This window comes from Rhizobium sp. LjRoot98 (assembly GCF_964252935.1).
Taxonomy (GTDB): domain Bacteria; phylum Pseudomonadota; class Alphaproteobacteria; order Rhizobiales; family Rhizobiaceae; genus Pararhizobium.
In genome coordinates this window covers 117,933-144,573 of sequence record NZ_CAXUPW020000004.1, presented here as the reverse complement: position 1 = coordinate 144,573, position 26,641 = coordinate 117,933, and the positions used below count along the sequence as shown (strand labels likewise).

At 60.4% G+C, this 26,641-nt stretch carries 23 protein-coding genes; 9 read left to right on the top strand and 14 right to left on the bottom strand.

Annotated features, from left to right (window positions below):
* Positions 1 to 127: 127 nt before the first annotated feature.
* Genes ACSQ3J_RS15050 through ACSQ3J_RS15035 form a run of 4 tightly spaced genes read right to left on the bottom strand, consistent with a single transcriptional unit; the run spans position 128 to position 6,949 of the window.
* Positions 128 to 2,197, bottom strand: coding sequence for a hypothetical protein (locus ACSQ3J_RS15050; RefSeq protein WP_060505760.1), 2,070 nt, complete (start codon positions 2,195 to 2,197; stop codon positions 128 to 130).
* Positions 2,198 to 2,207: 10 nt separating this feature from the next.
* Positions 2,208 to 5,015: a DUF4159 domain-containing protein gene (locus ACSQ3J_RS15045; RefSeq protein ID WP_060505759.1), complete on the bottom strand. Its 2,808-nt coding sequence runs from the start codon at positions 5,013 to 5,015 to the stop codon at positions 2,208 to 2,210.
* The gene (locus ACSQ3J_RS15040) at positions 5,012 to 5,932 is read right to left on the bottom strand and encodes a DUF58 domain-containing protein (RefSeq protein WP_060505758.1); all 921 of its coding nucleotides are present in this window, start codon (positions 5,930 to 5,932) and stop codon (positions 5,012 to 5,014) included. The genes ACSQ3J_RS15045 and ACSQ3J_RS15040 overlap by 4 nt, the downstream gene beginning before the upstream one ends.
* Positions 5,933 to 5,935: 3 nt before the next feature.
* Positions 5,936 to 6,949 (bottom strand): AAA family ATPase, encoded by a 1,014-nt coding sequence (locus ACSQ3J_RS15035; RefSeq protein ID WP_436039425.1) that lies wholly within the window; start codon positions 6,947 to 6,949, stop codon positions 5,936 to 5,938.
* Between the two features lie 167 nt (positions 6,950 to 7,116).
* On the opposite strand from ACSQ3J_RS15035, the gene ACSQ3J_RS15030 reads away from it, so the two are divergent.
* From ACSQ3J_RS15030 to ACSQ3J_RS15020, 3 genes are read left to right on the top strand one after another with little or no spacing between them, the layout of a single operon-like run.
* Positions 7,117 to 7,740 carry a DUF1285 domain-containing protein gene (locus ACSQ3J_RS15030; RefSeq protein ID WP_060505756.1) on the top strand — a complete coding sequence of 208 codons (624 nt, stop codon included), beginning with the start codon at positions 7,117 to 7,119 and terminating at the stop codon, positions 7,738 to 7,740.
* Positions 7,737 to 8,369 (top strand): CoA pyrophosphatase, encoded by a 633-nt coding sequence (locus tag ACSQ3J_RS15025; protein ID WP_060505755.1) that lies wholly within the window; start codon positions 7,737 to 7,739, stop codon positions 8,367 to 8,369. Before ACSQ3J_RS15030 ends, ACSQ3J_RS15025 begins: the two co-directional genes overlap by 4 nt.
* Entirely contained in the window at positions 8,366 to 9,616 is a 1,251-nt protein-coding gene (locus ACSQ3J_RS15020) for a CCA tRNA nucleotidyltransferase (protein ID WP_060505754.1), read from the top strand. The genes ACSQ3J_RS15025 and ACSQ3J_RS15020 overlap by 4 nt, the downstream gene beginning before the upstream one ends.
* A gap of 12 nt (positions 9,617 to 9,628) precedes the next feature.
* Here ACSQ3J_RS15020 and ACSQ3J_RS15015 read toward each other — a convergent pair whose 3' ends face one another.
* Complete coding sequence (locus tag ACSQ3J_RS15015) at positions 9,629 to 9,814, bottom strand: DUF1059 domain-containing protein (RefSeq protein WP_060505753.1); 186 nt, start codon at positions 9,812 to 9,814, stop codon at positions 9,629 to 9,631.
* Positions 9,815 to 10,096: 282 nt separating this feature from the next.
* On the opposite strand from ACSQ3J_RS15015, the gene ACSQ3J_RS15010 reads away from it, so the two are divergent.
* The 3 genes from ACSQ3J_RS15010 (at position 10,097) to ACSQ3J_RS15000 (ending at position 12,324) form a co-directional block, all read left to right on the top strand.
* Positions 10,097 to 10,507 carry a DUF4168 domain-containing protein gene (locus ACSQ3J_RS15010; RefSeq protein WP_060505752.1) on the top strand — a complete coding sequence of 137 codons (411 nt, stop codon included), beginning with the start codon at positions 10,097 to 10,099 and terminating at the stop codon, positions 10,505 to 10,507.
* Positions 10,508 to 10,639: 132 nt separating this feature from the next.
* Positions 10,640 to 11,185 (top strand): adenine phosphoribosyltransferase, encoded by a 546-nt coding sequence (locus ACSQ3J_RS15005; protein WP_436039421.1) that lies wholly within the window; start codon positions 10,640 to 10,642, stop codon positions 11,183 to 11,185.
* A 20-nt stretch (positions 11,186 to 11,205) separates the two neighbouring features.
* On the top strand, positions 11,206 to 12,324 hold the full coding sequence (locus ACSQ3J_RS15000; protein ID WP_436039419.1) for a hypothetical protein: 1,119 nt from the start codon (positions 11,206 to 11,208) through the stop codon (positions 12,322 to 12,324).
* A gap of 9 nt (positions 12,325 to 12,333) precedes the next feature.
* On the opposite strand, the gene ACSQ3J_RS14995 is transcribed toward ACSQ3J_RS15000, so the two are convergent.
* From ACSQ3J_RS14995 to ychF, 4 genes are all read right to left on the bottom strand, one after another.
* Positions 12,334 to 12,801, bottom strand: a complete 468-nt coding sequence (locus tag ACSQ3J_RS14995) for a MaoC family dehydratase (protein ID WP_436039417.1) — start codon at positions 12,799 to 12,801, stop codon at positions 12,334 to 12,336.
* On the bottom strand, positions 12,798 to 13,253 hold the full coding sequence (locus tag ACSQ3J_RS14990; RefSeq protein ID WP_436039415.1) for a MaoC family dehydratase: 456 nt from the start codon (positions 13,251 to 13,253) through the stop codon (positions 12,798 to 12,800). The genes ACSQ3J_RS14995 and ACSQ3J_RS14990 overlap by 4 nt, the downstream gene beginning before the upstream one ends.
* Before the next feature lie 82 nt (positions 13,254 to 13,335).
* The gene (locus ACSQ3J_RS14985) at positions 13,336 to 14,784 is read right to left on the bottom strand and encodes a hypothetical protein (protein ID WP_436039413.1); all 1,449 of its coding nucleotides are present in this window, start codon (positions 14,782 to 14,784) and stop codon (positions 13,336 to 13,338) included.
* Positions 14,785 to 14,961: 177 nt separating this feature from the next.
* A complete protein-coding gene (ychF, locus tag ACSQ3J_RS14980) occupies positions 14,962 to 16,065 on the bottom strand; it encodes a redox-regulated ATPase YchF (RefSeq protein WP_060506055.1) in 1,104 nt (367 codons plus the stop codon).
* Positions 16,066 to 16,253: 188 nt separating this feature from the next.
* Between ychF and clpS the strand changes: the two genes are divergently transcribed.
* Positions 16,254 to 16,565 (top strand): ATP-dependent Clp protease adapter ClpS, encoded by a 312-nt coding sequence (gene clpS / locus ACSQ3J_RS14975; RefSeq protein WP_060505747.1) that lies wholly within the window; start codon positions 16,254 to 16,256, stop codon positions 16,563 to 16,565.
* A gap of 6 nt (positions 16,566 to 16,571) precedes the next feature.
* On the opposite strand, the gene ACSQ3J_RS14970 is transcribed toward clpS, so the two are convergent.
* From ACSQ3J_RS14970 to ACSQ3J_RS14950, 5 genes are all read right to left on the bottom strand, one after another.
* Positions 16,572 to 17,033, bottom strand: a complete 462-nt coding sequence (locus ACSQ3J_RS14970) for an N-acetyltransferase family protein (protein ID WP_436039410.1) — start codon at positions 17,031 to 17,033, stop codon at positions 16,572 to 16,574.
* 4 nt (positions 17,034 to 17,037) lie between these two features.
* Complete coding sequence (gene pth / locus ACSQ3J_RS14965) at positions 17,038 to 17,754, bottom strand: aminoacyl-tRNA hydrolase (RefSeq protein WP_436039408.1); 717 nt, start codon at positions 17,752 to 17,754, stop codon at positions 17,038 to 17,040.
* 122 nt (positions 17,755 to 17,876) lie between these two features.
* Complete coding sequence (locus tag ACSQ3J_RS14960) at positions 17,877 to 18,593, bottom strand: substrate-binding periplasmic protein (protein WP_060505744.1); 717 nt, start codon at positions 18,591 to 18,593, stop codon at positions 17,877 to 17,879.
* A 22-nt stretch (positions 18,594 to 18,615) separates the two neighbouring features.
* Positions 18,616 to 20,997: an EAL domain-containing protein gene (locus ACSQ3J_RS14955; RefSeq protein WP_436039406.1), complete on the bottom strand. Its 2,382-nt coding sequence runs from the start codon at positions 20,995 to 20,997 to the stop codon at positions 18,616 to 18,618.
* A 234-nt stretch (positions 20,998 to 21,231) separates the two neighbouring features.
* Positions 21,232 to 21,834: a 50S ribosomal protein L25/general stress protein Ctc gene (locus ACSQ3J_RS14950; protein ID WP_060505742.1), complete on the bottom strand. Its 603-nt coding sequence runs from the start codon at positions 21,832 to 21,834 to the stop codon at positions 21,232 to 21,234.
* Positions 21,835 to 22,177: 343 nt separating this feature from the next.
* On the opposite strand from ACSQ3J_RS14950, the gene ACSQ3J_RS14945 reads away from it, so the two are divergent.
* Positions 22,178 to 24,265 (top strand): putative bifunctional diguanylate cyclase/phosphodiesterase, encoded by a 2,088-nt coding sequence (locus tag ACSQ3J_RS14945; protein ID WP_060505741.1) that lies wholly within the window; start codon positions 22,178 to 22,180, stop codon positions 24,263 to 24,265.
* 273 nt (positions 24,266 to 24,538) lie between these two features.
* Positions 24,539 to 26,635: a putative bifunctional diguanylate cyclase/phosphodiesterase gene (locus tag ACSQ3J_RS14940; RefSeq protein ID WP_436039403.1), complete on the top strand. Its 2,097-nt coding sequence runs from the start codon at positions 24,539 to 24,541 to the stop codon at positions 26,633 to 26,635.
* Positions 26,636 to 26,641 lie beyond the last annotated feature (6 nt).

Sequence of the window (26,641 nt, the reverse complement as noted above, 5' to 3'; positions counted from 1 at the left end):
CCTTCTCCCCGTTCACGGGTAGAAGGTGGCCGACAGGCCGGATGAGGGGCCGTTGCCGATAATTCGGCAATTGTCTTGCATCAGGGAAGGAATAGGCCACGATGGATTGCCTGCACCGCCAATAAATTCACCGCCCCTCGCGATGCCAGGTGGCCGAGAGGACGAACAGCAGAGCCGCCAAGCCGAGGAATCCGGCGAACAGCGACAGCGAATTGATGCCCTTCAGCACGGTCTCATCGGTCATGCGCAGCGACATCCGCTGTGCATCGGCAACGCGGACGGTGCCGCGGACGGGCAGAATCTGCGGCACATCGACCGGCCCCTCGGCATTGGCAAGACGCTGCACCAGCCCCTTTGTTTTTTCCGCCCAGGGGGCCAACGTTTCAGTCGTCGAAATCGTCGCCTTGAACTCCGGCGCATCGACGCTGCCGACATGCACCAGCGTATTGAGTTCGCCGTTGGTGACTTCGAACAGACCGGTCTCAGCGGTGCGGACGCTGGCCTTGTAGAGACCGGGTTCGCCTTCGTTGAGCGTAATCTCTTCGGTCTTGCCGGAAGGGTAGGTCAGCGTCGCCGGCCCCGGATCGCCGGCAATGGTCTGGCGGGCGATTTCGAGGGTGCGGCCGCTCGCATGCGCCGTCAGCGCTTCTTCTTCCAACGCCGGTTCCTGCATCAGCCAATGAGCCGTGCGGCGATAGAGCGAAACACTCGGGCCGCCGCCTTCGAAGCCGCGCGCCCAGAGCCAGCCCTGATCAGAGAGCAGCATGGCGACACGGCCCTTGCCAACACGGTTCAGGACCAGGAGCGGCTTGCCGTCGGCCGCCTGCATGACGGTTTGACCGAGCGGCTTGTCGACATCCACCGTACGGAACCAGCGGCCCCAATGCGGCGGCTCGCTGTCGGCGCCTTCCAGGCCACGGGTAACCGGATGTTTCTTTCCCTCGTCCGACAGCCGCGGATAGAAGGCTTTCTCGTTCATGAAGCCGGTCGGACTTGCGGGCAGCACAGTCGATAGTGGCGTCGTCGCAATCGAGTCATCGCCGGCGTGTTCAGGGCCAGCGGCAATCAGGAGGGCGCCGCCGTTCTCAACATATTGGGCGATGTTGTCATAGTAGAGGATCGGCAGCACGCCGCGATGCTGGTAGCGATCGAAGATGATCAGATCGAATTCGTTGATCTTGTCGACGAACAGTTCGCGGGTCGGAAACGCGATCAGCGACAATTCGTTGATCGGAGTGCCGTCCTGTTTTTCCGGCGGCCGTAAAATGGTGAAGTGGACGAGATCGACGGCGGCATCGGATTTCAGCAGATTGCGCCATGCCCGCTCGCCCGAATGCGGTTCACCGGAAACTAAGAGCACACGCAGATTTTCACGGATGCCGTCGATGACGTGGACCGCACGATTGTTGGCTTCCGTCACTTCACCGGCGACCGGGGCGACGGAAAACTCGAGGATATTGTTGCCGCCACGCGGCACGGTGAAAGCGAAAGGCACATCGGTGCCAGGCTCGGCCATTTCCGTGGCGATCTCGTTGCCATTGAGGCTGATCGTCACTTCCGCCGTGCCGCCGGGTGCTGCGCCGTCATCGGCGATACGGAACGTCACCTTCTGCTCTTCGCCGACAATGCCAAAGCGCGGGCCGCTGACGATCTCGACGCGCCGGTCGAATTCATCCGGCTTGCCGGTAATCAGGCCGTGGACCGGGGCATCAAAGCCAAGCGGCTGGTTGATGTCGGGAACATCGTGGATCTGACCGTCGGTGATGAAGATTGCCCCCCCGACGCGGGCAGGCGGCACGTCGGCAAGGGCCGTCTGCAGGGCTGTGAACAGTTTGGTCGAGGGCGTTTCGGTGTTCTCGTCATCAGCGGCCTCGACGATACGCGCTTCGATCTGCGGGAATTTGGCCAGCCGTTGCTTCAGGGTCGCCAGCGCTTCATCGGTCATGGCGCGGCGGTCCGCGTTGTCCTGACTCTGGCTGCGGTCGATGACGACGCCGACGATGGTTGAGAGCGGTTCGCGTTCCTCCTGAAAGAATACCGGATTGGCGACGGCTAGGATCAAGGCTGCGAGTGCGGCTGTGCGGAAGGCAGCGCCGCGGACACCGCGCCAGAAGCCGAGTACCGACAACAGGACTGCGGCGAGCGCCAGCACGGCGATGAAAGGCCATGGAATCAGGGGCTGGAAGTCGAGTGTCATAAGCTTGCCCTCACTGGCCTAGCCGTTCGAGCAGAGCAGGGATATGCACTTGATCGGCCTTGTAGTTGCCGGTCAGCATATACATCATGATGTTGACGCCTGAGCGGAAGGCGAGTTCGCGTTGCTGCTCGTCCGGTGGCACGGTCGGCAAAAGCGGCATGCCGTTGCTGTCGATTGCCCAGGCGCCGGCAAAATCATTGCCGGTGATCATGATCGGGGAGACGCCGTCGCCGGAGCGGGCCGGCCTGCCGGTCGGCTGCGAGCCATTGTCCGGTTGCGCCTCTATCCACAGCGGGCTGCCATTGTAGCGGCCGGGAAAATTCGACAGCAGGTAGAACGACTTGGTCAGCACGTTGTCGGCCGGAACCGGTTCCAGCGGCGGGATATCGAGATCGGCAAGGATCGCCTGCAGCCGCTCGGAATTGGGGCTTGTGCCGGAACCGGATGACAGCGATGAAAACTGATCGCGCGTATCGAACAGCACGGTGCCGCCCGAGCGCATATAGGCATCGATCCGGCTGATCGCCGCAGGGCTCGGCATCGGCGCGTTGGCCGATACCGGCCAGTAGATCAGCGAATAGAATGCCAGTTCGTCCGAGGCAATGTCGAGACCGATCGGCGGGCCGGGTTCGAGCGTCGTGCGATAGGTGAGGAAATCGGTCAGGCCAGCCAGGCCGCGCTCGGAAAGCCGGTCGACATCGGCTTCACCGGTGATGACATAGGCGAGGTGGGTCTTGTCCAGTTGCCGCAGGATGATGTCGTCCCCCGGCTTGCTGTCGTCGGCAAAGGACTGGCCAGGCGTGGCGACCAGCGTGCCTGCCGCGAGTACCAGAACGATTGCCGCCGACGCTGGCATTCTCAGGCGGGCAAAGGCGCCGCCCATGAACAGCACGATGGCGGAATCGATCAGCAGCAGGATGAGCGCTGCAGCAAACAGCGATGGTTTCAGCGACCAGGCCTCGGCACCGATGAGCGGTTCCGTGGTGTAGGGAATAGACAAGCCTGCCTTGTCGATCGGCTTCAACTGGCTATCGCGGGGCAAAAGGTTTAGCGCGGTAAATCCTTCTTCCGAACCATAGAGACCAGGCGGATGCTCGACGCTGGAAACAGGGGTGCTTCCAGCGGTAACTTCCAGCGGCCGTGCCTTGCCGGTTTCGCTGATCAGCACGCCGTCGGCGTTCAAGAGGCGATACGGTGCCAACGTCTGGCCCTTTACCGCACCTTCGCTTGCAACGCCGCCGCTCCGCGACAGCTGGACACTGCGGCGAAGCATTTCGACGAAATCGCCTGATATCGGCAGGTTCGACCAGGTCGCCTCGGCACTGACATGGAAGAGAATGATGCGGCCGGTCCCTTGCGTTTTTGTTGTCACCAGCGGCGTGCCGTCGGCAAGGCTTGCCCAGGTCCGCGAGGACAGGTCTGCGGTCGGCTCGGCAAGCACCTGCCGTTTGACGAGAATGCCTTCCGGCCTTGGCATGCCGGCAAAGGGGCTGAGCGCCGGATAGTCGGCCAGCGGTTGCGGTTCGGACCAGGAAAGCGCGCCGCCAAGCGCGCGTTCACCTTGCCGCAGCGTCACCGGCACCAGTGGATCGTCGGCAGGGGCAGCGGCCAGACGCGGACCGGCAAACCGCACCAGCGTACCGCCGTTTTCGATCCATTTGGTGATCGGCGCGTACGTCTCTTCCGGCAGGCGGCCGATATCGGCCATGATCAGCATCGACGGCTTCTGTGCAAGAAGCTCGGGGATCGAAACCGCCATGTCGGCTTCGTTCGGCTGGATCAGGTCGGCATAGGGCGCTAGCGCCCGGTTGATATAGTAGAGCGGCGAAAGTAGCGGCTGCGACTGGTCGCGGGCTTCGCCGCTGAGCAGTGCCACCCGGCGGCGGCGGAAGCCGTCATCGAGCAGGAACGTGCCGCCGGCGGTTGCCAATCCATCGATGCCGACGCGCGCAAAATCATTCCGCAGTTCGAAGGGGGCGGCAAGCGTCGCCTTGGCAAGACCTTCTCCGGCAGAAAAAGCGACAGAGCCGTTGGCGATCGCCCGGCCGCGTGTGTCATAGGCGGTGACGGGCAGGGTCCGGGCGCCGGCCGTATCGAGGCGAGTGGCGCTGACCACCATCGATTCGGCATCATTGGCGGAATTGCTGATCGCCACGGCGTGATCGTTGCTGCCCTCGATCAACCGCAAATTGGCCGGTGCGAGTGCCGCCAGTTCCGCCATCACCTGACTATCATCGGCCTCGATGCCATCCGAAAGGAAGGCCAATGTGCCGGGCGTGGTGCCGTTGAGCGCTGTCCTTAATGCATTGACGGCTGTTTGCCTGTCCGGCCGCAGCGGTTGCGGTGTTGCTGCAGCAAGGCGGTTGCGCGCGGTCAAGGCAGATCCGGGTACGGCATTGTGGTCCTGGTCGGCAGTGAAGACGACGGCGACCGGCAGGTCTTTCGCTTCCGCATCGCCGATCAACGCTTCGGCGGTTTCGACGCGGCGCTGCCAGTCACTCGATGTTGCCCAGCTGTTGTCGATTACCAGCGCCAGCGGGCCGTTGCCCGAAAGCGTGTTCGTGCGCGGATTGAATACCGGGTCGGCGATGGCGAGGATGATGGCGGCGGCCATCAGCATGCGCAGCAGCGTCAGCCACCACGGGCTTTTCGACGGCGTTTCTTCACGCTTCAGGACGCTGGCGAGAATGCGCAATGGTGGAAACACCTCCACCACCGGTTTGGGCGGTGTCATGCGCAAGAGCCACCAGATCGCCGGCAGGGCAACCAGGGCTGCGAGCATTAGCGGATTGGCGAAGATGAACGGCAGGAAGCTCACAACTGGCCTCCATGGGTGGCGCGCCCGGGCATGCCCGAGAGATACATGTGCACGGCGACCAGCGCCTCGGAGGCGAGGTGATCGGTGCGATGTGGTGTGAACGTCCAGCCGAGATGGCGCAGGTTTTCGCCGAGGCTGTCGCGGCGGGCGATGTAGGCGCGGCGATAGTCGTCGCGAACGATTTCGGCGCGGCCGGCTGTCAGCTTCTCGCCGGTCTCCGGATCGGTGAATTCGGTGCGCCCGGCATAGGGAAAGCTCTCTTCGGCCGGGTCGGCAATCTCAATGACATGGCCACGCAGGCCGCGCCGGGCAAGCGGTCCGAGACGCGCCATGATTTTGTCGGCCGGATCGAGAAAGTCGCCGATCAGGACCAGATCACTGGTGCCACGGATCATGGCCGTCTGCGGCAAGCCACCCGAAAGCGGTGTATGCATCAGCGCGGTCGCCAGCCGTTCGGCGGCATTGCGGGCCGACACCGGCTCCATGACGCCGGGGCAGCCGATCCGCTCGCCGGAACGGGCAAGGATTTCTGCCAGTGCCAGCATCAGCACCAGCGCGCGGCTTTCCTTGGAGACCGAACCGAACTTTGATTTGTACATCATCGACGGCGACAGGTCGGCCCAGAGCCAGATGGTGTGGGCCGCCTCCCATTCGCGGTCGCGCACATAGGTATGATCGTCGCGGGCCGAGCGGCGCCAGTCGATGCGCGACAGGCTCTCGCCGTCGCTATAGGGCCGGAACTGCCAGAAATTTTCGCCGATTCCGCGCTTGCGGCGGCCGTGCCAGCCGGAAATCACCGTATTGGCGATGCGCTTTGCTTCCACCATGCAGTCCGGGATCAGCCGGGCGCGGCTCTGCGCACGGGAAAGGACGTCTCCAGAGGGTGTCGGTTCGACGATTTGGCCGATGGCAGCCATTCATTATCCCTTGGCTTGCTTGACCAGACCGGTAATCACGTCCCGCACCGACATGCCTTCCGCCCGGGCTGCGAATGTCAGCGCCATCCGGTGCTGCAGCACCGGCTCAGCCAGCGCCATGATGTCATCGATCGATGGCGCGAGCCTGCCGTCATAAAGAGCGCGGGCGCGGGCGCACAGCATCAGCGACTGGCCGGCGCGCGGGCCGGGGCCCCAGGCGACGTTCTTGTCGGTTGCGGCATTGCCGTTGCCGGGACGGGCCGAGCGCACCAGCGACAGGATGGCATCGACGACTTTCTCGCTGACGGGCATCTGCCGGATCAGCTGCTGGATATCCCTGAGCTGGGCGGCATCGATAACACCGCCTGCTTCGGATTCATGGGTGCCGGTGGTTTCGAGCAGGATCTGCCGTTCGGCCGCAAGCTCCGGGTAGCCGACATCGACCTGCATCAGGAAGCGGTCGAGTTGAGCTTCGGGCAGGGGGTATGTGCCTTCCTGTTCCAACGGGTTCTGCGTCGCCAGAACATGGAAGGGCTGTGGCAGGTCGTTGCGCTGACCAGCGACGGTGACGTGGTACTCCTGCATGGCCTGCAGCAGCGCTGACTGCGTGCGCGGGCTGGCGCGGTTGATTTCGTCGGCCATCAGAAGCTGGGTGAAGATCGGGCCGGGCACGAAGCGGAACGACCGGCGGCCGTTGTCGTCCTGGTCCATGACTTCGGAACCGAGAATATCGGATGGCATCAGGTCAGGAGTAAACTGGATACGGCTGGAATTGAGGCCGAGCACGGTACCGAGCGTCGAGACCAGCTTGGTCTTGGCAAGGCCGGGAACGCCGACCAAGAGCGCATGACCACCGGAGAGCACTGCCAGCAACGTCTGTTCAACAACGCTCTCCTGACCGAAGATCACCTTGCCGACTTCCTTGCGGATGAGGGCAATCTCGCCCAGCGCCTTTTCTGCCGCAGCGATGATCGCCTTGTCGTCCACCGCGCCGTCTGTCGTTTTCATCACACCCATTGTCTGTCTCCAGTGGCCGGCAACGGCGCCGAATCGCGAAAAGCGCGCTTTCCGTTTCTCTTTTTCAATCTATGCTCCGCCCGGTGGCTGACAAGACGGGGGCAACGCACTATCTCGTGAGGCAGTGCTCGATAAAAAGCAAGAATAGGGCCAAACGGGACGGAACGATGGCGGATGCGGAAATACATCAGGCGGGCGATGCTGCAGGACTGGCGGCGCTGATCACCCGCGCGGCCGGGCAGACGAACGGCCAGACCAGGGGATTACCCCCGGTCGAGCGCTGGAATCCGCCGTTTTGCGGCGATATCGACATGGAGATCCGCGCTGATGGAACCTGGTTCTACATGGGCACGCCGATCGGCCGGCAGCCTCTGGTTCGGCTGTTTTCCACGGTTCTGCGCAAGGACGAGGACGGCAAGACCTATCTCGTAACTCCTGTGGAAAAACTGGGCATCCGCATCACCGATGCACCTTTTGTCGCGGTCGAGATGAACGTCACTGAACGCGACGGCGTGCCCGTCATCACCTTCCGCACCAATGTCGGCGATGTCGTCGAGGCCGGCCCGGATCATGCGCTTCGTTTCGTCGTGCATGGCGAGAACCGTGAATTGAAACCCTATCTGCATGTGCGCGGGCGGCTGGAAGCGCTGGTGTCGCGCGCCGTGATGTACGATCTGGTGGGGCTCGGCGAGACGGTGGCGATCGACGGCACGGCGATGTTTGCCATCCGCTCTGGCGGCGTCACCTTTGCCATCATGCCCGCCCAGGAACTGGAAGCGCTGTCGGCATGACGGATTTGTTGTTTTCAGCCGATGATTTTCGCCGCCGGGCGCTCCGGCAGTCCGGCAGCCCCACGGAAGAGGCCTGGCGGGAACATGGCGATTTTCTGCTCAATCCCGACACTGTTCCCTATCTTGAGACCCTGAAACTCAGGGATGCCGCTGTTCTCGTGCCTGTCATCGACGATGGCGACGAGGCGCGGGTAATCTTCACCCGGCGCACGGCGACACTGCGCAAGCATTCCGGCCAGGTTTCCTTTCCGGGCGGCGCCATCGATCCGCAGGATGATACGCCGGAGCGTGCGGCCCTGCGCGAGACCGAAGAGGAAATCGGCCTTGACCGGCGGTTTGTCGAAACGGTTGGCCGGCTGCCTTATTATATGGCGATGTCGGGCTTTCGCATTACGCCGATTCTGGCCGTGGTCCAGCCGGGTTACGACCTCATCCCGAATCCTGCGGAAGTTGACATCGTCTTTGACGTACCGCTGTCCTTCCTGATGAACCCTGATAATCACGGCCGCGGCCAGGCGACCTGGAAGGGTGCCGAGCGGCATTTTTACAGCATGCCCTATGGCGAACAGCATATCTGGGGCATTACGGCGGGCATTGTCCGCATGTTGTATGAAAGGCTTTATGCATGACTTCCGTTGCCGCTGAAACATGGTTTTCGGCGCCCGCGCTGACGCGCATTTTCGATCTTCTCAACGCCGATGGCGGCGAGGTGCGTGTGGTCGGTGGTGCCGTTCGCAACAGCCTGATGGGGCTTGCCGTCGCCGATATCGACATGGCGACGACGCTTCTGCCGCAAGTGGTGGTCGCACGCGCCAAATCTGCGGGTATCAAGGCGGTACCGACCGGGATCGAACACGGGACGGTGACCCTGGTCATCGATGGAAAGCCCTACGAAATCACGACCTTGCGTCGGGACGTGGAGACGGACGGCCGTCATGCCGAGGTCGCCTTCGGCACGGACTGGACAGTGGATGCTGAGCGGCGTGACCTGACGATCAATGCGCTCTATGCCGATGCGAAGGGCGATGTGATCGACCTCGTCGGCGGTTTGGCCGATGTCGAGAAACGCAATATCCGTTTCATTGGCAATGCCAGCGAGCGAGTGGCCGAAGACTATCTGCGGGTGCTGCGGTTCTTCCGCTTCTTTGCGCATTACGGCTCTGGCCGCCCGGATGCCGACGGCCTTCGCGCCTGCGCCCAGGCGCGCTCGAAACTATCGACACTGTCGGCCGAGCGGGTCTGGTCCGAATTGAAGAAGCTGCTTTCGGCGCGCGATCCGGGCCGGGCGCTGCTTTGGATGCGGACATCCGGCGTGTTGAGCGAAATCCTGCCGGAAAGCGAGAAATGGGGTATCGATGCGATCCCGGGGCTGATTGCCGCCGAACAGGCTTTTGGCTGGCAACCCGATCCGCTGCTCAGGCTGGCATCGATCGTCCCGCCTGACGCCGAGCGGTTGGATGCGATGGCTAAGCGGCTGCGGTTGTCCAAGGCGGAAGCGGTCTATTTCACTGCCTGGACCAAGGCCCCACGTTTGCCGGCCGAGATTGCCGATACCGCATTCGACCGGTTGCTGTATCGGAACGGAGACAAGGGGATAGCAACGTCGCTGCGGCTTTCACTCGCCTCCGTGCGGCAGAAAGCCGAAAACGATCCGGCGCTGCTACCTGAGACGGCACGGCTGCAACGGCTTTTGACGCGGTCGGAGAAATGGCAGAAGCCCGTGTTTCCGCTGACCGGGGCCGATGTTCTGGCCACCGGCATTCCCGCCGGGCCGCGGGTCGGCGAAATTCTTGGCCAGCTTGAGGAGAAATGGGTAGACGGCAATTTCAATGCCGACCGGGCAACGTTGGTTGCCCGGCTGCAATCGACGGTCTGAAAGGGCTGAGGTTCAGGCGACTTTCGCCTCTTCGACAATGCGCGCCTTAATATTGTCGATCATGTTTTCGCGAATCAGCGTTTCTCCGTGCACCGTACGCATGTGTTCCACGGCCCGCCGGACGACTTCGGCGTCGCTGTCGGCGTGGGTGTGCCATTCGCAGCCGGGCACGAGGGTCCCGCATTCAAACAATCGCATGATGCTCCTCCTTGCGTTTGCATAGTCCGCCTGGAAGGCGTTCAGACCAGACGGATTAAGCAAGTATAACCGAAAATGGTGCCGATGGTTCCGCCGATTGCCTCCTTGGCGTTCACAATATTGCGGGCAGCCCCCGTTTTCTGAACGCGACATGGCCTTGAAGCTTCCTTTTCAGGGTCACATTGTCGCCCGATCTGTCCTCAACCCTTGGCACCGGGGGTAGCCCCTTTCGGAAAGATTGGTGAAAACCGTCTTGAGACTGACTTAAGGAAGGACACGCATATGACCATTCGCCACATGCCCGTTGCAGCCCTGACCGCTGCGGCACTCAGCCTGATCGTCATCAACTCGCCGGCCTTTGCCCAAGGTGCAGCCGAACCACAGACGACCCAGCCGATGCAGGGCACGGCTCCCGCTGCCATCAGCGATCAAAAGATCGAAGCCTTTGCCGTCGCCTATCTGCAGGTCGACAAGGTCCGCCAGGATTATGCCGCCAAGATCGGGGCCGAAAAGGACGCGGTGAACAAGCAGAAACTTCAGAACGAGGCCAACAAGCAGATGATTAATGCGGTCGAGAAGTCGCCGGACATGTCGCTTGATGAATACAAGACGATCATTACCGCAGCGCAGACTGATCCTGATGTCGCAAAGAAGGTGCAGGAGAAACTCAAGACCACTGATACCGCTCAATAGGCCGATATCGCGGAGCAGGGCAAACTAGGTCCTGCTCCCGAATTGTTTCCAACAGAAAGCACTATAAAAAACGTGAGCTTTGATGTTATGCCTTCGTCTCCCTGAGACGTCCGCAAAGGCATGCCCACCATCATGAGCTCTTCTCTTCAGCAGGAACTGATCGCTTCGATCCGCAATATCGCGGATTATCCGAAGCCAGGCATCATGTTCCGCGATATCACCACGCTGCTTGGCAATCCGCGCGCTTTCCGTAGTGCGATCGATGCGCTGATCCAGCCCTTTGCCGGCACCAAGATCGACAAGGTTGCGGGCGTGGAAGCACGCGGCTTCATCATGGGTGGCGCCATGGCGCACCAGATGTCGGCCGGTTTCGTTCCGATCCGCAAAAAGGGCAAGCTGCCGCACGATATCGTCCGCATCGCCTATAGTCTCGAATACGGCGTCGACGAGATGGAAATGCACCGCGATGCCATCAAGCCGGGTGAGAAGGTGGTTCTGGTCGATGACCTGATCGCCACCGGTGGCACCGCCGAAGGCGCGACCAAGCTCTTGCAGCAGATGGGTGCCGATATCGTCGCCGCCTGTTTCATCATCGACCTGCCGGAACTCCGCGGCCGCAAGAAGCTCGAAGCCCTCGGTGTCGAGGTTCGCACGCTGATCGAATTCGACGGCCACTGAAGAAACGGCGGGAGCCATCTATGACGTCGATACAGGAAGCGCTGGGCGCAGCTGCGAATGAGGGAATCATCACCTCAGCGCAGGCGGAGAAGCTGGTGCCGTTTTTGCTGGATGCGAAGATGGCAGCCGGTGGCGGAGAACGCCGGGTGGCCGGTCCGGCGGTGCTCGCCGATGACGCACTTCTGGCAGAAGAAAGCGAGCAGCCGCGTTTCGTTCGCGGTTTCCACGATATCCTGATCACCATCGGCGTCGTCGTGGCGCTCGTTGGCCTCTGGGGTATCGGCAATCTGTTTGCCGTCCTGCCTGCCATCATCATCCTGGCCGAGATCCTGATCCGGAGGCAACGTCTTGCGCTGCCCGCCGTGGCGCTGACTGTGGCTCTCCTCCACTGGACCGGCATGTTTGCTCTGCTGGTCATCGAGGTGGCGGCGCCAGAGGAACTCGACACCCTGATCAACTGGCTGATGGTGTTGCCGATCTTTGCTGCTGTTCTGGCAGCGTTTTACTGGCGATACCGGGTGCCCTTAGCGCTGGCGGCAACGCTTCTGGCGCTGTTCCTGCTCGCCATGGATATCGTGCTTGTGCTGATTGCCAAGGCCTACGGCTCGACCGAGGCCCTTGCCGAGCATTCAGGTCTGGTTTCCAGCGTGTTCCTGATCAGCGCGTTGGGCCTCTTTTCAGCGGCAATGTCCTATGATGTTGCCGATCCAACCCGCAAAAGCCGTAAATCCGACGTGGCATTCTGGCTGCATCTCGCAGCTGCTCCGGCGCTGCTCTACGCCATGCTGTCGTTCATCTTCCTGCGCAATTTTTCCAGCGAATGGTGGGGAGACGCAACATCACCGGCGGATGCGGCCGCGGTGCTTGCGATCGTCATCGTCTTCATGGGCATCGGCCTGATCATCGATCGGCGCGCCTTTGTCACCTCTGGACTGGTATCGCTCGGTCTGGCGATCTGGACGATCCTGCAGCGGGGCGGGGTGGCTTTCAGCGACTATTTTTCCGTCACCGTGCTTGCGGTCGGCGTCGTCGTTTTGATGATCGGTATTTTCTGGCAGGTGTTGCGGCGGGCTATCGTCTCGCTCCTGCCAGCCGGGATCACCTCACACCTGCACCCGGTCTATCAAGCCAAGGTCTGATGACGGTTCTCAAGGGAACTCGATGACCTTGCTTTCGAACCGGATGACCGGCTGGCCATCCTGGTTTTCGCCTTCACACAGGATGGTGTTGATCCGCCATCCCGGCCGTGATTCCAGGTCCTTTGCCGCAACGAACGTGACGAAATAGGTGATCGTGTCGCCGGCGAAGACCGGCCGCAGCCAGCGCATGTCCTTGAAGCCGGGCGAAGGGCCGAGCTTGGGCGCAACGAGGCCCTCGGCCGCCAGCCGCTTCATTTCACCCAGCCAGTACGGTACGAAGCATTTCATCCATCCGGCGCAGGTGTGCCAGCCGGACGCGCAGAGGCCGCCGAACAACGATTGCCTGGCCAAGTCCGCATCGAGATGAAACGGCTGCGGATCGAATTTTTCGGCGAAATGGATGATGTCTTCGGGGCTGAACGTCACCGTGCCGATGGTTTCGCGCGTATCTGCGGGGTGGAGGTCGGACAGTTTCATGCAGCGTCTCCTGCCCTTTGGCAGCGGATCATGTTGGCATAGTCGCAAATCGCCACGGTCTCGCCCCGCTGGTTGACGACGACGGCGCGCAGCCGCACGATGCCGATCTCGGGCCTTGAGCGCGAGACACGCGCCTCAAGGACGGTGCAACTGCCGGACAGCGTGTCGCCGGCAAGCACCGCTTTCTTCCATTCCATGCTGTCGACGCCGGGAGACCCCTCTGACGCCGTCTCATGGATGTAGCTATCGCAGAGCATCCGCATCATCATCGCGCTGGTATGCCAGCCGGAGGCCGCCAATCCGCCGAGAATGCTGGCCCTGCCGCCTTCCTCGGACAGATGCATCGGCTGCGGGTCGAATTCCGATGCAAAGGCGATGACCTCCTCGGCCTTGACCACGACCGGTTTGAAATCGAACCGTTTGCCGACCGGAAAATCCTCGAAATGAAGCATGGCTGAATATCCTCCAACACGGACGTTCTAGCATCCGCACGTGTCCTGGGAAATGGAAACAGGATTACGGTGGCGGGCCGGATCAAGGCTGGAAAGGCAGGTCCTGACCGTTGATCTTCACCTTCTTGCTTTCGTCGACGGTAATATTCCACATCTGACGGCCATCCGGCGTCTGCTTGGCAAAACCCTTGATCATCAGCAGCATGAAGGCCGCCTGGCCGAATTCCGGCACGGTTGCGGCGTTCTTTTGCATGTAGGAAACCGTATTGTCGAAATCCTTGGCATAGAGGGTGACATCGGTGTTCTGGCGGTCCGGCTGTTCCGGATAGACGGTCGTCGTACCGGACAGGCTGAAATCGTAGACGGCGGAGCGGGCCGAGACCTCGTCATACCGGATCGTCATGGCGCCGCCCGGCAGGAAGATGCGACCGGCCTCGGCCGACTGTTCGTCGGTCAGCGGCTTGTCGGCGTCGAAGTTGGCGCGGTCGATCAGATAGGTGATGCCGCTGGCCAGATTGAGCTTTTCCAGCGAAATACGGGCGGTCACGGTTTGGGGAAGCGCCGAGGCAAAGGCTTCCGGCACCTGTCCGGGCGGCAGCGATGGTTTGTCGATGGTGACGCCGAAGCCGACTTTCGCATCGTCCTTCAGGCCGTTGGTGTCGATGGTGTAGCGCAGGGTTTCCGCACCATAGGTGCCGGTGGCCGTGGCGATCCTGAAATTGGCGATCTCGATTGATTCCAGAAGGTTTTCAAACATCGGCAGGTTGGCGCGTATCAGCGACTTCAAGCGAACCTGCTCGGTTGCCAGCAGCTTTTCCTTCTTCACATTGTCGAAAACGAAGAAAACAAGATCCTGCAGCGGCCGGTAGGCAAGGCCGTTGACGGCGACATCCGCTGTCACAGTATCGGCGGAAATATCCACCTTCATCTTTAAGGGATCGATGATCGTTTCGGTAAAGCCGTTCAGCGCCGTGTTGCCGCGAATGTCGATGGTCTGCGGCGTCGCCCGCGTCGAATTCATCGTCGACGTCATCGACCCGAACCGGGCCTCGACAGATTGCTGCGGTGACACCGACGTCATGAAAATGCCATCTGCGGACATGTCGGCGGTTTTGAAATAGAACAGATCGGGATCGACAATGCCTTCGGCGCGCATCGCGTCGATCTTGTAGGTGAAGTCGGTTTTTTCGGGTCCTGTAGTGAACTGTCCCTTCACATCGAGATCAGCGGCCTGGGAGAAATGCCAGAGTCCATCGTCCATCGGGCGGATCAGCGAAAGCAGTGGCTTCAGGCCGGAAATGCTGAAGGTTTTCGGATCGATGTCTTTCAGAAGCACGGTCGGATCGAAGGTCAGCTCGTAATCGGCGGTGCCGGGCCGCACCTTGATCAGGCCGGTCTTTGCCAGGGTTTCCGGGAGGAATGAGGTGAACTTCCGCTCGAGTTCCTGCGCACCCTGATGGCTGATATCCGCGGCCTGCACTGATTGTGTGATGAGGGCGGTTGAAAGCAGAAGGGCAGGAATCAGGCGCATTGAAAACTCCTCAAATGATTGCGAGGCAACATATAGCCGATCGGCTGAAGGGCAAGCGCCAAGGCGGCCGCAACACGCTACAGACGGCAACGCCGTTCGCTAGAGTTAACGAACGGCGTTGCCGTGTCTTGAGTTTCCTGTCGGAAGCGCAGCCGCCCGTACGGCCCCACGCTCCGTTTAGGTGTTGAAGCGGAAGTGGATGACGTCGCCGTCCTGAACGACATATTCCTTGCCTTCGTCGCGCGCCTTGCCAGCTTCCTTGGCGCCGGTTTCACCGCCAAACGCGATGTAATCGTCATAGGCAATGGTGAAGGCGCGGATGAAGCCGCGTTCGAAATCCGTGTGGATGACGCCTGCGGCGGCCGGTGCCTTGGTTCCGCGCGGAATGGTCCAGGCGCGCGTTTCCTTGGGGCCGACGGTGAAATAAGTGATCAGGTCGAGCAGCTTGTAGCCGGCGCGGATCAGCTGGTCGAGACCGGCTTCATGCAGGCCTAGCGCTTCCAGGAATTCCTTGGATTCTTCTTCCGGCAGCTGCGCCACTTCGGATTCGATCGCAGCCGAGATAACGACGGTTTCTGCACCCTGCGCCTTGGCCATGGCTTCGACGGCCTTGGTATGGGCATTGCCGGTTGCAGCATCGGCTTCCGCGACGTTGCAGACGTAGAGAACCGGGTGGGCGGTCAAAAGATTGAGACCCTGCAGGATGAGCTTTTCTTCCGCATCCAGTGTCGGCAGAAGCGTGCGCACCGGCTTGCCGTCCTGCAGCAGCTTCAAAGCCGCATCCATGACCGGCAGCAAGCTGAGGGATTCCTTGTCCTTCGATGCGGCGCGCTTGCGCGTCTGCTCGGTGCGGCGTTCCAGGCTTTCCAGATCGGCGAGCATCAGCTCGGTCTCGATCGTCTCGGCGTCGCCGACAGGATTGATGCGGCCCTCGACATGGGTGATATCGTCGTCTTCGAAGCAGCGCAGCACATGTACCGTCGCATCAACTTCGCGGATATTGGCGAGGAACTTGTTGCCCAGACCTTCACCCTTCGACGCGCCGCGCACCAGGCCGGCGATATCGACGAACGAGATGCGGGTCGGGATCAGTTCCTTGGACTTGGCGATATCGGCAAGCTTGCGCATGCGCGGATCCGGCACAGCCACTTCTCCGGTATTCGGCTCGATGGTGCAGAACGGATAGTTTGCCGCCTGCGCCTGCGCCGTCTTGGTCAGCGCGTTGAAAAGAGTGGACTTGCCGACATTCGGCAGTCCGACGATACCGCATTTGAAACCCATGGTCTTGAAACCTGTCCGATCGAATTCTGTTGCTGTGCCTTTTGCGGAAACTTGGGCCGAGGTCAAGCCTCAGACCGGTTTTGCAGGCTTTATAGGGGAGAAGCCGCCCGAGTGCATCTTGTTTGAAGCCGGTTTGCGATGCACAATGGATCTTTCCTCCACTCCTGTGACCAACGGGCGGATTTCCGATGGCGGATAACGACACCAGTCTCAAACCCAAAACTGTGACCAAGCCAAAGCTGGAAAGGCCGAAGCTCTACAAGGTCACTCTGGTCAATGACGATTATACGCCGCGCGAATTCGTCATCATGGTTCTGAAGGCGGTGTTCCGCATGAGCGAGGAGACCGGCTACCGGATGATGATGACCGCCCACAAGATGGGCGTGTGCGTCATTGTCGTCTGTGCCAGGGATATTGCCGAGAGCAAGGCGAAGGAAGCCACGGATCTGGGCAAGGAGGCGGGCTTTCCGCTGATGTTTGTGACGGAGCCGGAGGAGTAGGCAGGACTAAATCCCGGCAGGCCGCCTGATCTGAAAGCCGGTCTTGTTCTGCACGAAGCCGCATCCCTCATAGAATCTCAGTGTCGCCGGTTCTTTCGAACCGGTCAGCAACATGACTTTGTAACATCCGGCGTCCCAGGCCCGCTGGAAGGCATCTGTGATCAAAGTCCGCGCATGGCCGCGCTTGCGGTATTCGGCGTGCGTGACGACGTTCTCGATCAACGCATAGGGCGCGCCGCCGCGGGTCAGGTTTGGGATCACCACCAGCGTCACCGAAGAGGTCAAATTCTCGTCCGAGACGCCGATCAGCAGCGTCATACCTGGCTGCGCGATGATCTCGGCGAAGCGCCCGGTTGCGATATCCGACGCCATCTCCGGATCGTCCGGGTTGAGGTGTCGATAGAGTGAAAGCAGGGCCGGAAGATCGTCTGGCGTTGCCGGCCGGATACGGAAATCACCGGTCTGCATGGTTCTATTCGTCCTTGTTGCCGAACAGCTTCTTGAGCATGTCGGCCATCGGGCCGGTCGTCGGCAGGATTTTTGGCTGTGCGCTGTTGCGGGCCTGGCGGATATGCGACTTTCCAGTGGCGGGCTTTGTTGGAGTCTGGACGGGCTCCGGCTTGCCGCCGGTTGCCAGCGTCAGCTTGTTGAGAAACTGCGAATCCTCGGCCTTCACGAGCATGTCGGCATTGTCAGCCAGCGCATCGAGCAGCGATTCCAGCCAAACCTTGTCGGCCTTGGCGAAATCACCGAGCACATGGCCGTGCACTCTCTCCTTCGAACCAGGATGGCCGATACCGAGGCGCAGGCGGCGGTATTCGCGGCCGCAATGCGCATCGAGCGACTTGATGCCATTATGGCCACCGTGGCCGCCGCCGGTCTTGATCCGGGCCTTGCCCTCAATGAGATCAAGTTCGTCGTAGATTGCCAGAATGTCCTTAGGCTCCAGCTTGTAGAAGCGCATGGCCTCGCCGACCGCTTCGCCCGAGAGGTTCATGAAGGTCTGCGGCTTCATCAGGAGCACCCGTTCGCCGCCGATCTCGCCTTCCGAAACCAGCGCCTTGAATTTCTTCGACCAGGGCGAAAAGCCGTGACGCCGCTGGATCGCGTCGACGGCCATGAAGCCGATATTGTGGCGGTTACCGGCATATTCGGCGCCTGGATTACCAAGACCTGCGAAAATCAGCATGGGTGTATCTCTAACAGTCGGACAGACTGTCTTGCACCGCGTTGGCGGCCGGATGTCAACCGTCTGGCGTGTGCAAGGGCCGGTTTTCCGGTCTGGCCCTGCGCTTAACGCCGCTATGCGGGTTATCGGTTGGGGCGCAGTCCGTACTTTATGAAGATCTGGTCCTGCGTGCCGTCGGCGATCAGTTTGTCGAGTTGTGCCTGCATTGCCGTGACCATGCTATCCGGCAAATCGAGATTGCAGGCAAAGCCATAGAATTTGCCTTCGAGAACAAGCGCGCTTTCAAGTGCTGCACCCTGGTCGCGCATCATTTCGAAGGTCTTTTCCGAGGTCATCATCAGGTCGATGCGGCCGCTCAGGAGCTTCTTTACCGTCGTTTCCATGTCGGCGGCGAGATCGACCTTGGGGAAAGCGTTCTTGTGCAGATAGTTGGCCGAAAAATCGTCGCGCTGGGTACCGACGGTGAAGCGCTTGGCCTCCTCGGCATTGGCCGGATTGACGCCCGAGCCTGTCTTGCGGACCATCACCATACGATCGATCAGCAGCGGCTCGACCCATTTGAATCGCTTGTCACGTTCGTCATCATGACCGGTGGTGAAAAGACAGGTCCACGGCTGGTTTTCCGTCAGCGACAGCGCCCGTGCCCAGGGAAGAATTTCGAGCGAGTAGGGGGTGCCAAGTGCCTGCATCATCCGTTCGGCCTGCTCGACGGCGGCGCCGCTGATGACCCCGTTTTTGCTGAAATTGTAGGGAGGATACTCTTCCGTCAGCAATTTCAATGTTTCGGCATTCGCCGTGCCCGAGAAAAGGAGAGCGAGTGCGAACGCCATATGTCTCATACCCGTTCTTCCTTTATTGTTGTCACGCGAGGCTGGTCGCCTTTGCTTCGGATTCCATTTCCAGCATCAGCAGCATGTTCTCGATCGGCATCGGCCGGCTGAAAAGATAACCCTGGCCGTAGTCGAGACCCAGCTTGCGCAGCAGTTCCCATTGTTCCTTGGTTTCGATGCCTTCGGCAACAACGGTACAGCCCATCTGATGCGAGATCGTCCGGATGCCCTTGATCAGCATGCGGCTCTTGCGGCGGATGTCGGCTGTCCCCGTTGTCAGCGACCGGGTAAAGGACTGATCGACTTTGACGATATCGACTGGGAACCGGTTGAGATAACTGAGCGAGGAATAGCCGGTGCCGAAATCGTCGAGCGCGATCCGGCAGCCGAATTCGCTGAGTTGCTTCAACACGGCATGCACATCGGGATTGTCGGCCATCAGCACCGCTTCGGTGATCTCGATGACGATGCGGGCAGGGGAGATATGGTGCTTGAGCAGCAGCGCCGCGAGTTTGTGCGGCAACGTCTCTTCAAACTGGAGTGGCGAGAAGTTGACGGCGAGATAAGTCGCCTCGGTCCCTTCCAGCTGTGTCAGCCGCGCGAGGTGGCTGATCGCCTTTTCCAGCACGCGTTCGCCGATGCGGGCGATCGAGCCGGTTTCCTCGGCGATGCCGATGATCTTGGCCGGCGGGAGGATACCTTTTTCCGGATGGTTCAGGCGCATCAGCGCTTCGAACCCGGCGATGCGGCCGTCGCTGAGGCTGACGATCGGCTGCAGATAGGCCTCGAACCAGTCTTCCTTGAGCCCGGCTTCGATGTTCTGTTCCATCTCGTGGCGTTCGCGGGCGGTGTCGAGCATGCTGGTATCGAACAGCAGCATGCCGTTCTTGCCGTCGCGCTTGCGCGCATACATCGCCATGTCGGATTTCAACAGCAGTTCTGCCGCGTTTGCCGCGTGGTCGGGATAAAGGGCGATGCCGACGCTGGCGCTGACCGAAAGCTCGGCACCTTCGACGAGGATCGGCTGGCGAAGGCTGGCGCCGATGCGGTCGCCGATTTCGCTGGCCAGGGCCTCAACGTCCTCGGCGCTGACCAGGATGGCGAACTCGTCGCCGCCGAGCCGTGACATCGCATCGGCCGGGCGAAGCGTGGTGCGGATACGCGCAACAACCTGGCGCAATACTTCGTCGCCGGCGGCATGGCCGAAATTGTCGTTGATCCATTTGAAGCGATCGAGGTCGATGAAGATGCAGGCCAGCTGCATCGTATTCTCATCGGCCTGGCGGATGCCGTCATCGAGCGCCGCTTCGAAGCCCTGGCGGTTGAGAAGACCGGTCAGATGATCGGTGATCGCCTGCGCATGATTGCGGCTTTCGGCCTGCTTCAGTTCCGTGACGTCGGTCATGACCGACAGGGAGAGACCGCCGCGCTCGCCGCTGGTGGCACTCTTCGTCTCCAGAATGAGAACGGTCATGGTTTCACCGTTCGCCTTGATGAACGGGACGGTGACTTCGCAGATATTGGCATGGGTGGTATTGTCGTTGCGGCGGCGGGCCCGATAGGTTTCGTGCCAGTGTTCATCGACGAAATCGGTAAAGACGCGGCCGATAACCTCGGTGCGGTCATAGCCCGTGGCCGTCAGCCAGTAGTCACTGACGGCGGTGAGGCAGTTGGCCGGATCAAGCGAGAACAGCATCGATGGGGTGAGGTTGTAGATGTCGGTAGCGCGGCTATGGGCGAGCTTCAGCTCGGTTTCCTCGCGCTCCAGCTTGCTCTGCATCTCGTTGAAATTATGCGCGAGCGTGCCCATCTCGTCGTCCGATGTCCAGTCGACATGGTGGCGCGAACCGAGCCTTCTTGTGGCTTCGATTGCCGCCGTCAGCCGCATCAGCGGCCGGATGACCGTCAGGCGGTTGCCAAGGATGGCCGCTGCAAAGACAATACCGACCGCGACGATCAGGATAAAGAAGATGCTCAGTTCATCCTTGCTGAAGCGCGACAGGAGACCGGGCGTGGAGACCCATATCTCAAGGGTGCCGACGGATTTCTGTCCGTCGTTCGAATTATAAAGGATTTCCCTGGTGAGAACCTTGTGCGGCAGGCTGGCATCCACCGGACCTTCCGGAAGGCGAATGGAGATCGATTGGGAGCTGTCCTTGACATGCACCGACATGACGGCGGCGTCGCCGATCAGCGATTTTGCGATCTGCTCGACGCCGTCCGTGTCAAAATCCCAGAGGGGTTTACCAAGCGCCTGAGCGCCTGCTTCCATGAGAACCTGCGTGTTCTGCAAGCTTTCACGGGCAACCCGCTCTGACGACAGTGCCAGAAACAACACGATCAACGGAGCGATAAAGACAAGCATCGCACCACAGACGATCGCAATAAAACGATTTTCAACAGAGTGCATCATCGGATGCCCCCGGTTGCGCCACCAATTCCACGTCCCATTAGGATTCTCGTACACTGAAGTCGGATAATCCCCCAGCGCCAACACATCACGAAAATCTTAAATGTTGCTGAAACCTTGCGGCGAAAACTGGGGTGACTGCCGCGGGAGGCAAAACCTTGAGGCGAGCGAAGCAACAAAAAAGCCCGCTTCACGGGGTGAAGCGGGCTTTCAATCCTGGCCGTCAGGCCGGAATTTTTACTCGGCTACAACTTCTTCTTCCTTCGTGCCGCCAGCAGGCTGCGCGATGGTCGCAATCGTGAAGTCGCGGTCGGCGATAACCGGCGACGCGTTCTTCGGAAGCTTGATGTTCGAGATGTGAATGCCGTCGCCGATCTTCAGGCCCGACAGGTCGGCCGTCAGGAATTCCGGAATGTCGTCGGCCGGAACAACCAGTTCGACTTCGTGGCGAACGATATTCAAAACGCCGCCGATCTTGAGGCCCGGGGACTTTTCTTCGTTGACGAAGTGAACCGGAACTTCAACGGTAACGACGCTGTCCTTCGAAACGCGAAGGAAGTCGACATGCATGGTGAAGTCACGGACCGGATCCAGCTGGTAGTCCTTCGGCAGGACGCGGATCTTCTCGCCGCCAACGTCGATCGTGGCGATCGTGGTCATGAAACCACCGGCGTGAATCTTCTGGGTGACTTCCTTCGTAGAGAGGGCGATGGAAATCGGAGCCTGCTTGTCACCATAGATGACTGCAGGAATAAGACCGTTGCGGCGAAGTTCACGGGAGGACCCCTTACCAACCCGTTCGCGCGTTTCGGCCTTGAGCTCGTAGGATGCGTGGCTCATGGTCTTAACCTTTCTGGTGTTTTTGGAGAGCTCATCCGCTTATTTATAAAGACAGGATGAACCGAGACGTTTGACCGCCTCATCCGCGTTTGCCTCCAAGGGTGTCTGCGCGGACGCGCGTCCATAGCCGAGAACGCCCGCAATTGCAAGCAAAGCCCGGTTTTGCCGGCAAAAGCCCGGTTTTGCCGAAAAATCCGCTTGGAAGTGGCGATGCAACCGCGGTTGCACGCACAGCGGGATGTTTTTCAGAACTTGATAACCGTCAAATCATGAAAATCCAACCGCGTTAATCTCTCTTAGTTCTTGCGTGGCAGATTGCGGCCACGTTCAAAACAGGTGCTTCATGCTCAAGGTTCTTTCCTGCATCGCCATAGATCATCACTACGGTTTGCTGTCGCTTGCAACTCTCGTCTGCATTTTGGGTTCAGTCCTGACCATGCGGCTTTATGCCCGTGTCAGGCGCACTGTCGGCGTGCAGCGGCTGAACTGGTTGTTCATGGGAGGGGTCATCGGCGGTTCGACGATCTGGACCACGCACTTCATTGCCATGCTGAGCTTCAGGCCGACGCTCGAACATGCCTATGAACCGATCCTGACCCTGGCTTCCCTGGGCGCGGCGATCGGCATCACGATACTGGGCTTTTTCGTCACCGCCATGCGCAAGACCGGTCCGACCATCGAGCTTGGCGGCGCGATTGTCGGTGCGGGCATCGCCATCATGCACTACATGGGCATGATGGCCTACCAGATCGCCGGGCGGATGGAGTGGGATTACAGCTACTATGCTGCCTCGATCATTCTGGGTGTCAGCTTCGGCGCTCTTGCTACCAGCCGGATTGCCCGCCCGGCCACCCGATTTTGCAAATATGGTGGTGTCGTCGCGCTGATCCTGGCGATCGTCAGCATGCATTTCACCGGTATGGCAGCGGTCACCATCATTCCTGATCCGATGATCCAGCCGTCGGCAGCGCTTATTCCCGATAACCTTCTGCTCGTCATGGTCATGGTGATGATGTGCCTGATGCTGGGGCTTGGTGCATCGACCTATGTCATCGACCTTCATTCCAGCCAGGTCGCAGCCGAACGTTTCCGCCACCTGTCACTGCACGATCCGTTGACGGCCCTGCCGAACCGGGTCGCCTTTGGCGAACATCTCGAAGAGATCATCCGGCGGCAGAAGGACGACACGTCGCGTGTTGCAGTCCTGTCCTTCGATCTGGACCGTTTCAAGGACGTCAACGACGTTCACGGTCATGCGGCCGGTGATGCTGTCCTGCGGACGATTTCCGAGCGGATGGCCAGCGTTCTGGGGGAGGGAGAATATGTTGCCCGCATCGGCGGCGACGAATTCGTGGCGCTGACCTCCAATTTCTTCATGAAAAGCGAAGCAAAGACCTTTGCAGCGCGGTTGATCGCCGAAATCGGCAAACCCGTCGAATGGCAGGGCAAGACGCTTTTGGTTGGCAGCAGTGTCGGTATCTCGCTGTTTCCCGTCGATGCACGCACGCCAGAAGAGCTTTTGGCACAGGCGGATCTGGCCATGTACCGGGCCAAAGCGGCCGGCTCGAATTCAATCCGTCTCTACGAGCCCTCGATGGACGATGCCGCGCGCAGCCGAAGCGTCCTTGCCATGGACATGCGTGATGGCATCGAGCGCAACGAGTTCGAACTCTATTATCAGTATCAGAACAACTCGCTGACGCGCGACGTCATCGGTTTTGAGGTCCTGTTGCGCTGGAAGCATCCGGTGCGCGGTATGGTGCCGCCGACGGAATTCATTCCGATCGCCGAGAAGAACGGCTTTATTCACGAACTCGGTGACTGGGTGCTGTTGACGGCTTGCCGCCAGGCGGCCTCCTGGGACAATCCGATCAAGATTGCCGTCAACGTCGCGCCGGCTCAGTTGGCCGATACGAACTTCCCCAACCGGGTAAGCGAAATCCTGGAGGAAACCGGCCTTGATGCCGCCCGCCTCGAACTGGAAATCACCGAATCGGGCATCATCGCCGACCAGCAGCACGCGCTTCACATCATCCGCCAGTTGAAGCAGCTTGGCGTCAAGATCGCCATGGACGATTATGGGACCGGCTATTCGTCGCTCTCGACGCTTCAGAACTTCCCGTTCGACAAGATCAAGATCGATCGCGCCTTCATCGATGGCGTCACCAGCAACCGCCACTCTGCCGCGATCGTGCGCTCGACCATCATTCTCGCCCAGAGCCTGGATATTCCGGTACTGGCGGAAGGGGTGGAGAACGAGGAACACATGGACTTCCTGCGCAGCGAAGGCTGCCTGCAGGTGCAGGGATACCTGTTTGGCAAACCGATGCCGCTCAGCGAGATCGAGCATGTTGTCAACGCGATCAGTGCTGACCGCTCGGCGGCCGGCGCGGAATCCGAAACGGACGGAGGCAACGCCGTCGCCGCATGATGTACCAGTCGTCCGCGCCCCAATCGCGCGGCCGCAGGTGGAGCTGTTCAGCGGCGCGGACTGAGCGCATCAGGAATACACTTACTGGTTGTTTTTCTGATTCCAGCATTAAGCCTACGCAACTGACAGAACCGTCGCCGGAAGCAGGGTTTCTCCCGCATTGCTTTTGAACGCATGTCCGACATCCCGAGTTGGTCAGTTAGAATAATGTCATTCAATGATTATTAGTGGTTGCGTGAGACGATTCCATCCGTATCAGTACGGGTGGTGTCAATGCTCAAGGTTCTTTCCTGTATAGCCACCGACCATAGCTACGGACTTCTCGCGCTTGCCGCCCTTGTTTGCGTCCTGGGGTCGATCCTGACCGTCCGCCTTTATGTTCGCGTTCAGCGCAGCGCCGGGATGCAGAAGTTGAACTGGCTGTTTATGAGCGGGGTCGTCGGTGGCTCGACGATCTGGATGACGCATTTCATTGCGATGCTGAGTTTCAATCCACCCTTGGCGCATGCCTATGAGCCGATGCTGACGATGGCATCGCTGGCTGCTGCAATCGTCATCACAATTATGGGATTTCTGATCACGGCGGCAGGCAGGCCCAGTATTGTCATCGAATTCGGCGGCTGCGTGGTCGGAGCAGGGATCGCCATCATGCATTATACCGGCATGGCCGGTTACCAGATTGCCGGCAGGCTGGAGTGGGATCAGAGCCACTACGCGGCGTCCGTGTTCCTTGGCATCGGCTTCGGCGCTGTCGCCATGAGCCTGATCGCAAGGCCGGGGGCACCGGCCCGTCAATACGCGGGTATTCTCGCCCTGGTCCTGGCGATCACCACCATGCATTTTACCGGGATGAGTGCGATCACGATCATTCCGGATTCGCTCATCGTTACCTCGAATGACATGATCCCCGAAAGCCTGCTGACGGTCGTGGTCGCCATTATCGGCCTGATGCTGGCGCTCGGCGCATCGACCTATGCCATCGATCTGCAATCGACGCGGGGAGCGGCGGAGCGGTTCCGTCATCTGTCGCTTCACGACCCGTTGACGGGATTGCCAAACCGCGTCGCTCTCGGGGAGAAGCTTCAGGAGATCATCGACCGTCACAAGGACGGCACGGCCGGCATCGCCGTCCTGTCCTTTGACCTTGATCGTTTCAAGGATGTCAACGACGTGCACGGGCATGCGGCCGGCGATGCCGTCCTGCAGGGTGTGGCCGGGCGGATGTCAAAAGTGCTGGGCAAAGGGGAATTCATCGCACGCATGGGCGGCGACGAGTTCGTTGCCCTGTCCAGTAATCTGGCCCGGTATGACGATGCCACCGCCTTCGCGTCGAGGCTTGTCGAGGCGATAATTCAGCCGGTCGAATGGGAAGGGAAGAAGCTGCAGGTCGGCACGAGCGTCGGAATTTCCCATTATCCCGCCGACGCACGCACGCCGCAGGCGCTTCTGGCGCAGGCGGATCTCGCCATGTACCGCGCCAAGGCCGTGGGGTCGAATGCCGTTCGACGCTACGAGCCGGCGATGGATGATGCCGCCCGGGACCGCAGTGCGCTTGCAATGGACATGCGCCAGGGCATCGAGCGCAACGAATTCGAGCTCTACTACCAGTACCAGAACAACTCTTTGACGCGCGACGTCATCGGCTTTGAAGTTCTGCTGCGCTGGCATCACCCGGTCCGGGGCATGGTGCCGCCCGCGGAATTCATTCCGATCGCCGACCGTAACGGCTTCATTCACGAGCTGGGGGATTGGGTCTTGCGCACGGCCTGTCACCAGGCGGCGTGCTGGACGAACCCGCTCAAGATCGCGGTCAATGTTGCGCCGGGCCAACTCACCAATGTCAACCTTGCGGCACGGGTGCAAGAGATCCTGCTGGAAACGGGTCTTGAACCCTGCCGGCTGGAGCTGGAAATCACTGAATCCGGCATCATCGCCGACCAGCAAAATGCCCTACGGATCATCCGGCAGCTGAAGCAGCTCGGTGTCAAGATCGCCATGGACGACTATGGTACCGGCTATTCCTCGCTGACGACCCTGCAGAACTTTCCGTTCGACAAGATCAAGATCGACCGTGCCTTCATCGATGGCGTGACGACCAGTCGTCAGTCGGCGGCGATTGTCCGTTCGACCATCATCCTTGCCGACAGTCTCGGCATTCCGGTTCTGGCCGAAGGCGTGGAATGCGAAGAGCATATGGACTTCCTGCTGAACGAAGGCTGCCCGCAGGTGCAGGGTTACCTGTTCGGCAGGCCGATGCCACTGAGCGAGATCAGTCATGTTGTGAACAGGCCGCCATGCGGTGAGTTGCCCGGTCACCAGGCAGGCGGGATCGAACCGGAAACCTTGCCCATGCGTTCCGCCGTTGGATGACCGGTT

Excerpts from the sequence above, each read along its gene's own strand:
- ACSQ3J_RS14970 (WP_436039410.1), bottom strand. The coding sequence starts at position 17,033 with ATGCAGACCGGTGATTTCCGTATCCGGCCGGCAACGCCAGACGATCTT.
- ACSQ3J_RS15030 (WP_060505756.1), top strand. The coding sequence starts at position 7,117 with ATGGCGGATGCGGAAATACATCAGGCGGGCGATGCTGCAGGACTGGCG.
- ACSQ3J_RS15050 (WP_060505760.1), bottom strand. The coding sequence starts at position 2,197 with ATGACACTCGACTTCCAGCCCCTGATTCCATGGCCTTTCATCGCCGTG.
- ACSQ3J_RS14955 (WP_436039406.1), bottom strand. The coding sequence starts at position 20,997 with ATGATGCACTCTGTTGAAAATCGTTTTATTGCGATCGTCTGTGGTGCG.
- ACSQ3J_RS15025 (WP_060505755.1), top strand. The coding sequence starts at position 7,737 with ATGACGGATTTGTTGTTTTCAGCCGATGATTTTCGCCGCCGGGCGCTC.
- ACSQ3J_RS15010 (WP_060505752.1), top strand. The coding sequence starts at position 10,097 with ATGACCATTCGCCACATGCCCGTTGCAGCCCTGACCGCTGCGGCACTC.
- ACSQ3J_RS15005 (WP_436039421.1), top strand. The coding sequence starts at position 10,640 with ATGAGCTCTTCTCTTCAGCAGGAACTGATCGCTTCGATCCGCAATATC.
- ACSQ3J_RS15035 (WP_436039425.1), bottom strand. The coding sequence starts at position 6,949 with ATGGGTGTGATGAAAACGACAGACGGCGCGGTGGACGACAAGGCGATC.
- ychF (WP_060506055.1), bottom strand. The coding sequence starts at position 16,065 with ATGGGTTTCAAATGCGGTATCGTCGGACTGCCGAATGTCGGCAAGTCC.
- pth (WP_436039408.1), bottom strand. The coding sequence starts at position 17,754 with ATGCTGATTTTCGCAGGTCTTGGTAATCCAGGCGCCGAATATGCCGGT.
- ACSQ3J_RS14960 (WP_060505744.1), bottom strand. The coding sequence starts at position 18,593 with ATGAGACATATGGCGTTCGCACTCGCTCTCCTTTTCTCGGGCACGGCG.
- ACSQ3J_RS14950 (WP_060505742.1), bottom strand. The coding sequence starts at position 21,834 with ATGAGCCACGCATCCTACGAGCTCAAGGCCGAAACGCGCGAACGGGTT.
- clpS (WP_060505747.1), top strand. The coding sequence starts at position 16,254 with ATGGCGGATAACGACACCAGTCTCAAACCCAAAACTGTGACCAAGCCA.
- ACSQ3J_RS15015 (WP_060505753.1), bottom strand. The coding sequence starts at position 9,814 with ATGCGATTGTTTGAATGCGGGACCCTCGTGCCCGGCTGCGAATGGCAC.
- ACSQ3J_RS14985 (WP_436039413.1), bottom strand. The coding sequence starts at position 14,784 with ATGCGCCTGATTCCTGCCCTTCTGCTTTCAACCGCCCTCATCACACAA.
- ACSQ3J_RS14945 (WP_060505741.1), top strand. The coding sequence starts at position 22,178 with ATGCTCAAGGTTCTTTCCTGCATCGCCATAGATCATCACTACGGTTTG.
- ACSQ3J_RS15000 (WP_436039419.1), top strand. The coding sequence starts at position 11,206 with ATGACGTCGATACAGGAAGCGCTGGGCGCAGCTGCGAATGAGGGAATC.
- ACSQ3J_RS14940 (WP_436039403.1), top strand. The coding sequence starts at position 24,539 with ATGCTCAAGGTTCTTTCCTGTATAGCCACCGACCATAGCTACGGACTT.
- ACSQ3J_RS14995 (WP_436039417.1), bottom strand. The coding sequence starts at position 12,801 with ATGAAACTGTCCGACCTCCACCCCGCAGATACGCGCGAAACCATCGGC.
- ACSQ3J_RS15020 (WP_060505754.1), top strand. The coding sequence starts at position 8,366 with ATGACTTCCGTTGCCGCTGAAACATGGTTTTCGGCGCCCGCGCTGACG.
- ACSQ3J_RS15040 (WP_060505758.1), bottom strand. The coding sequence starts at position 5,932 with ATGGCTGCCATCGGCCAAATCGTCGAACCGACACCCTCTGGAGACGTC.
- ACSQ3J_RS14990 (WP_436039415.1), bottom strand. The coding sequence starts at position 13,253 with ATGCTTCATTTCGAGGATTTTCCGGTCGGCAAACGGTTCGATTTCAAA.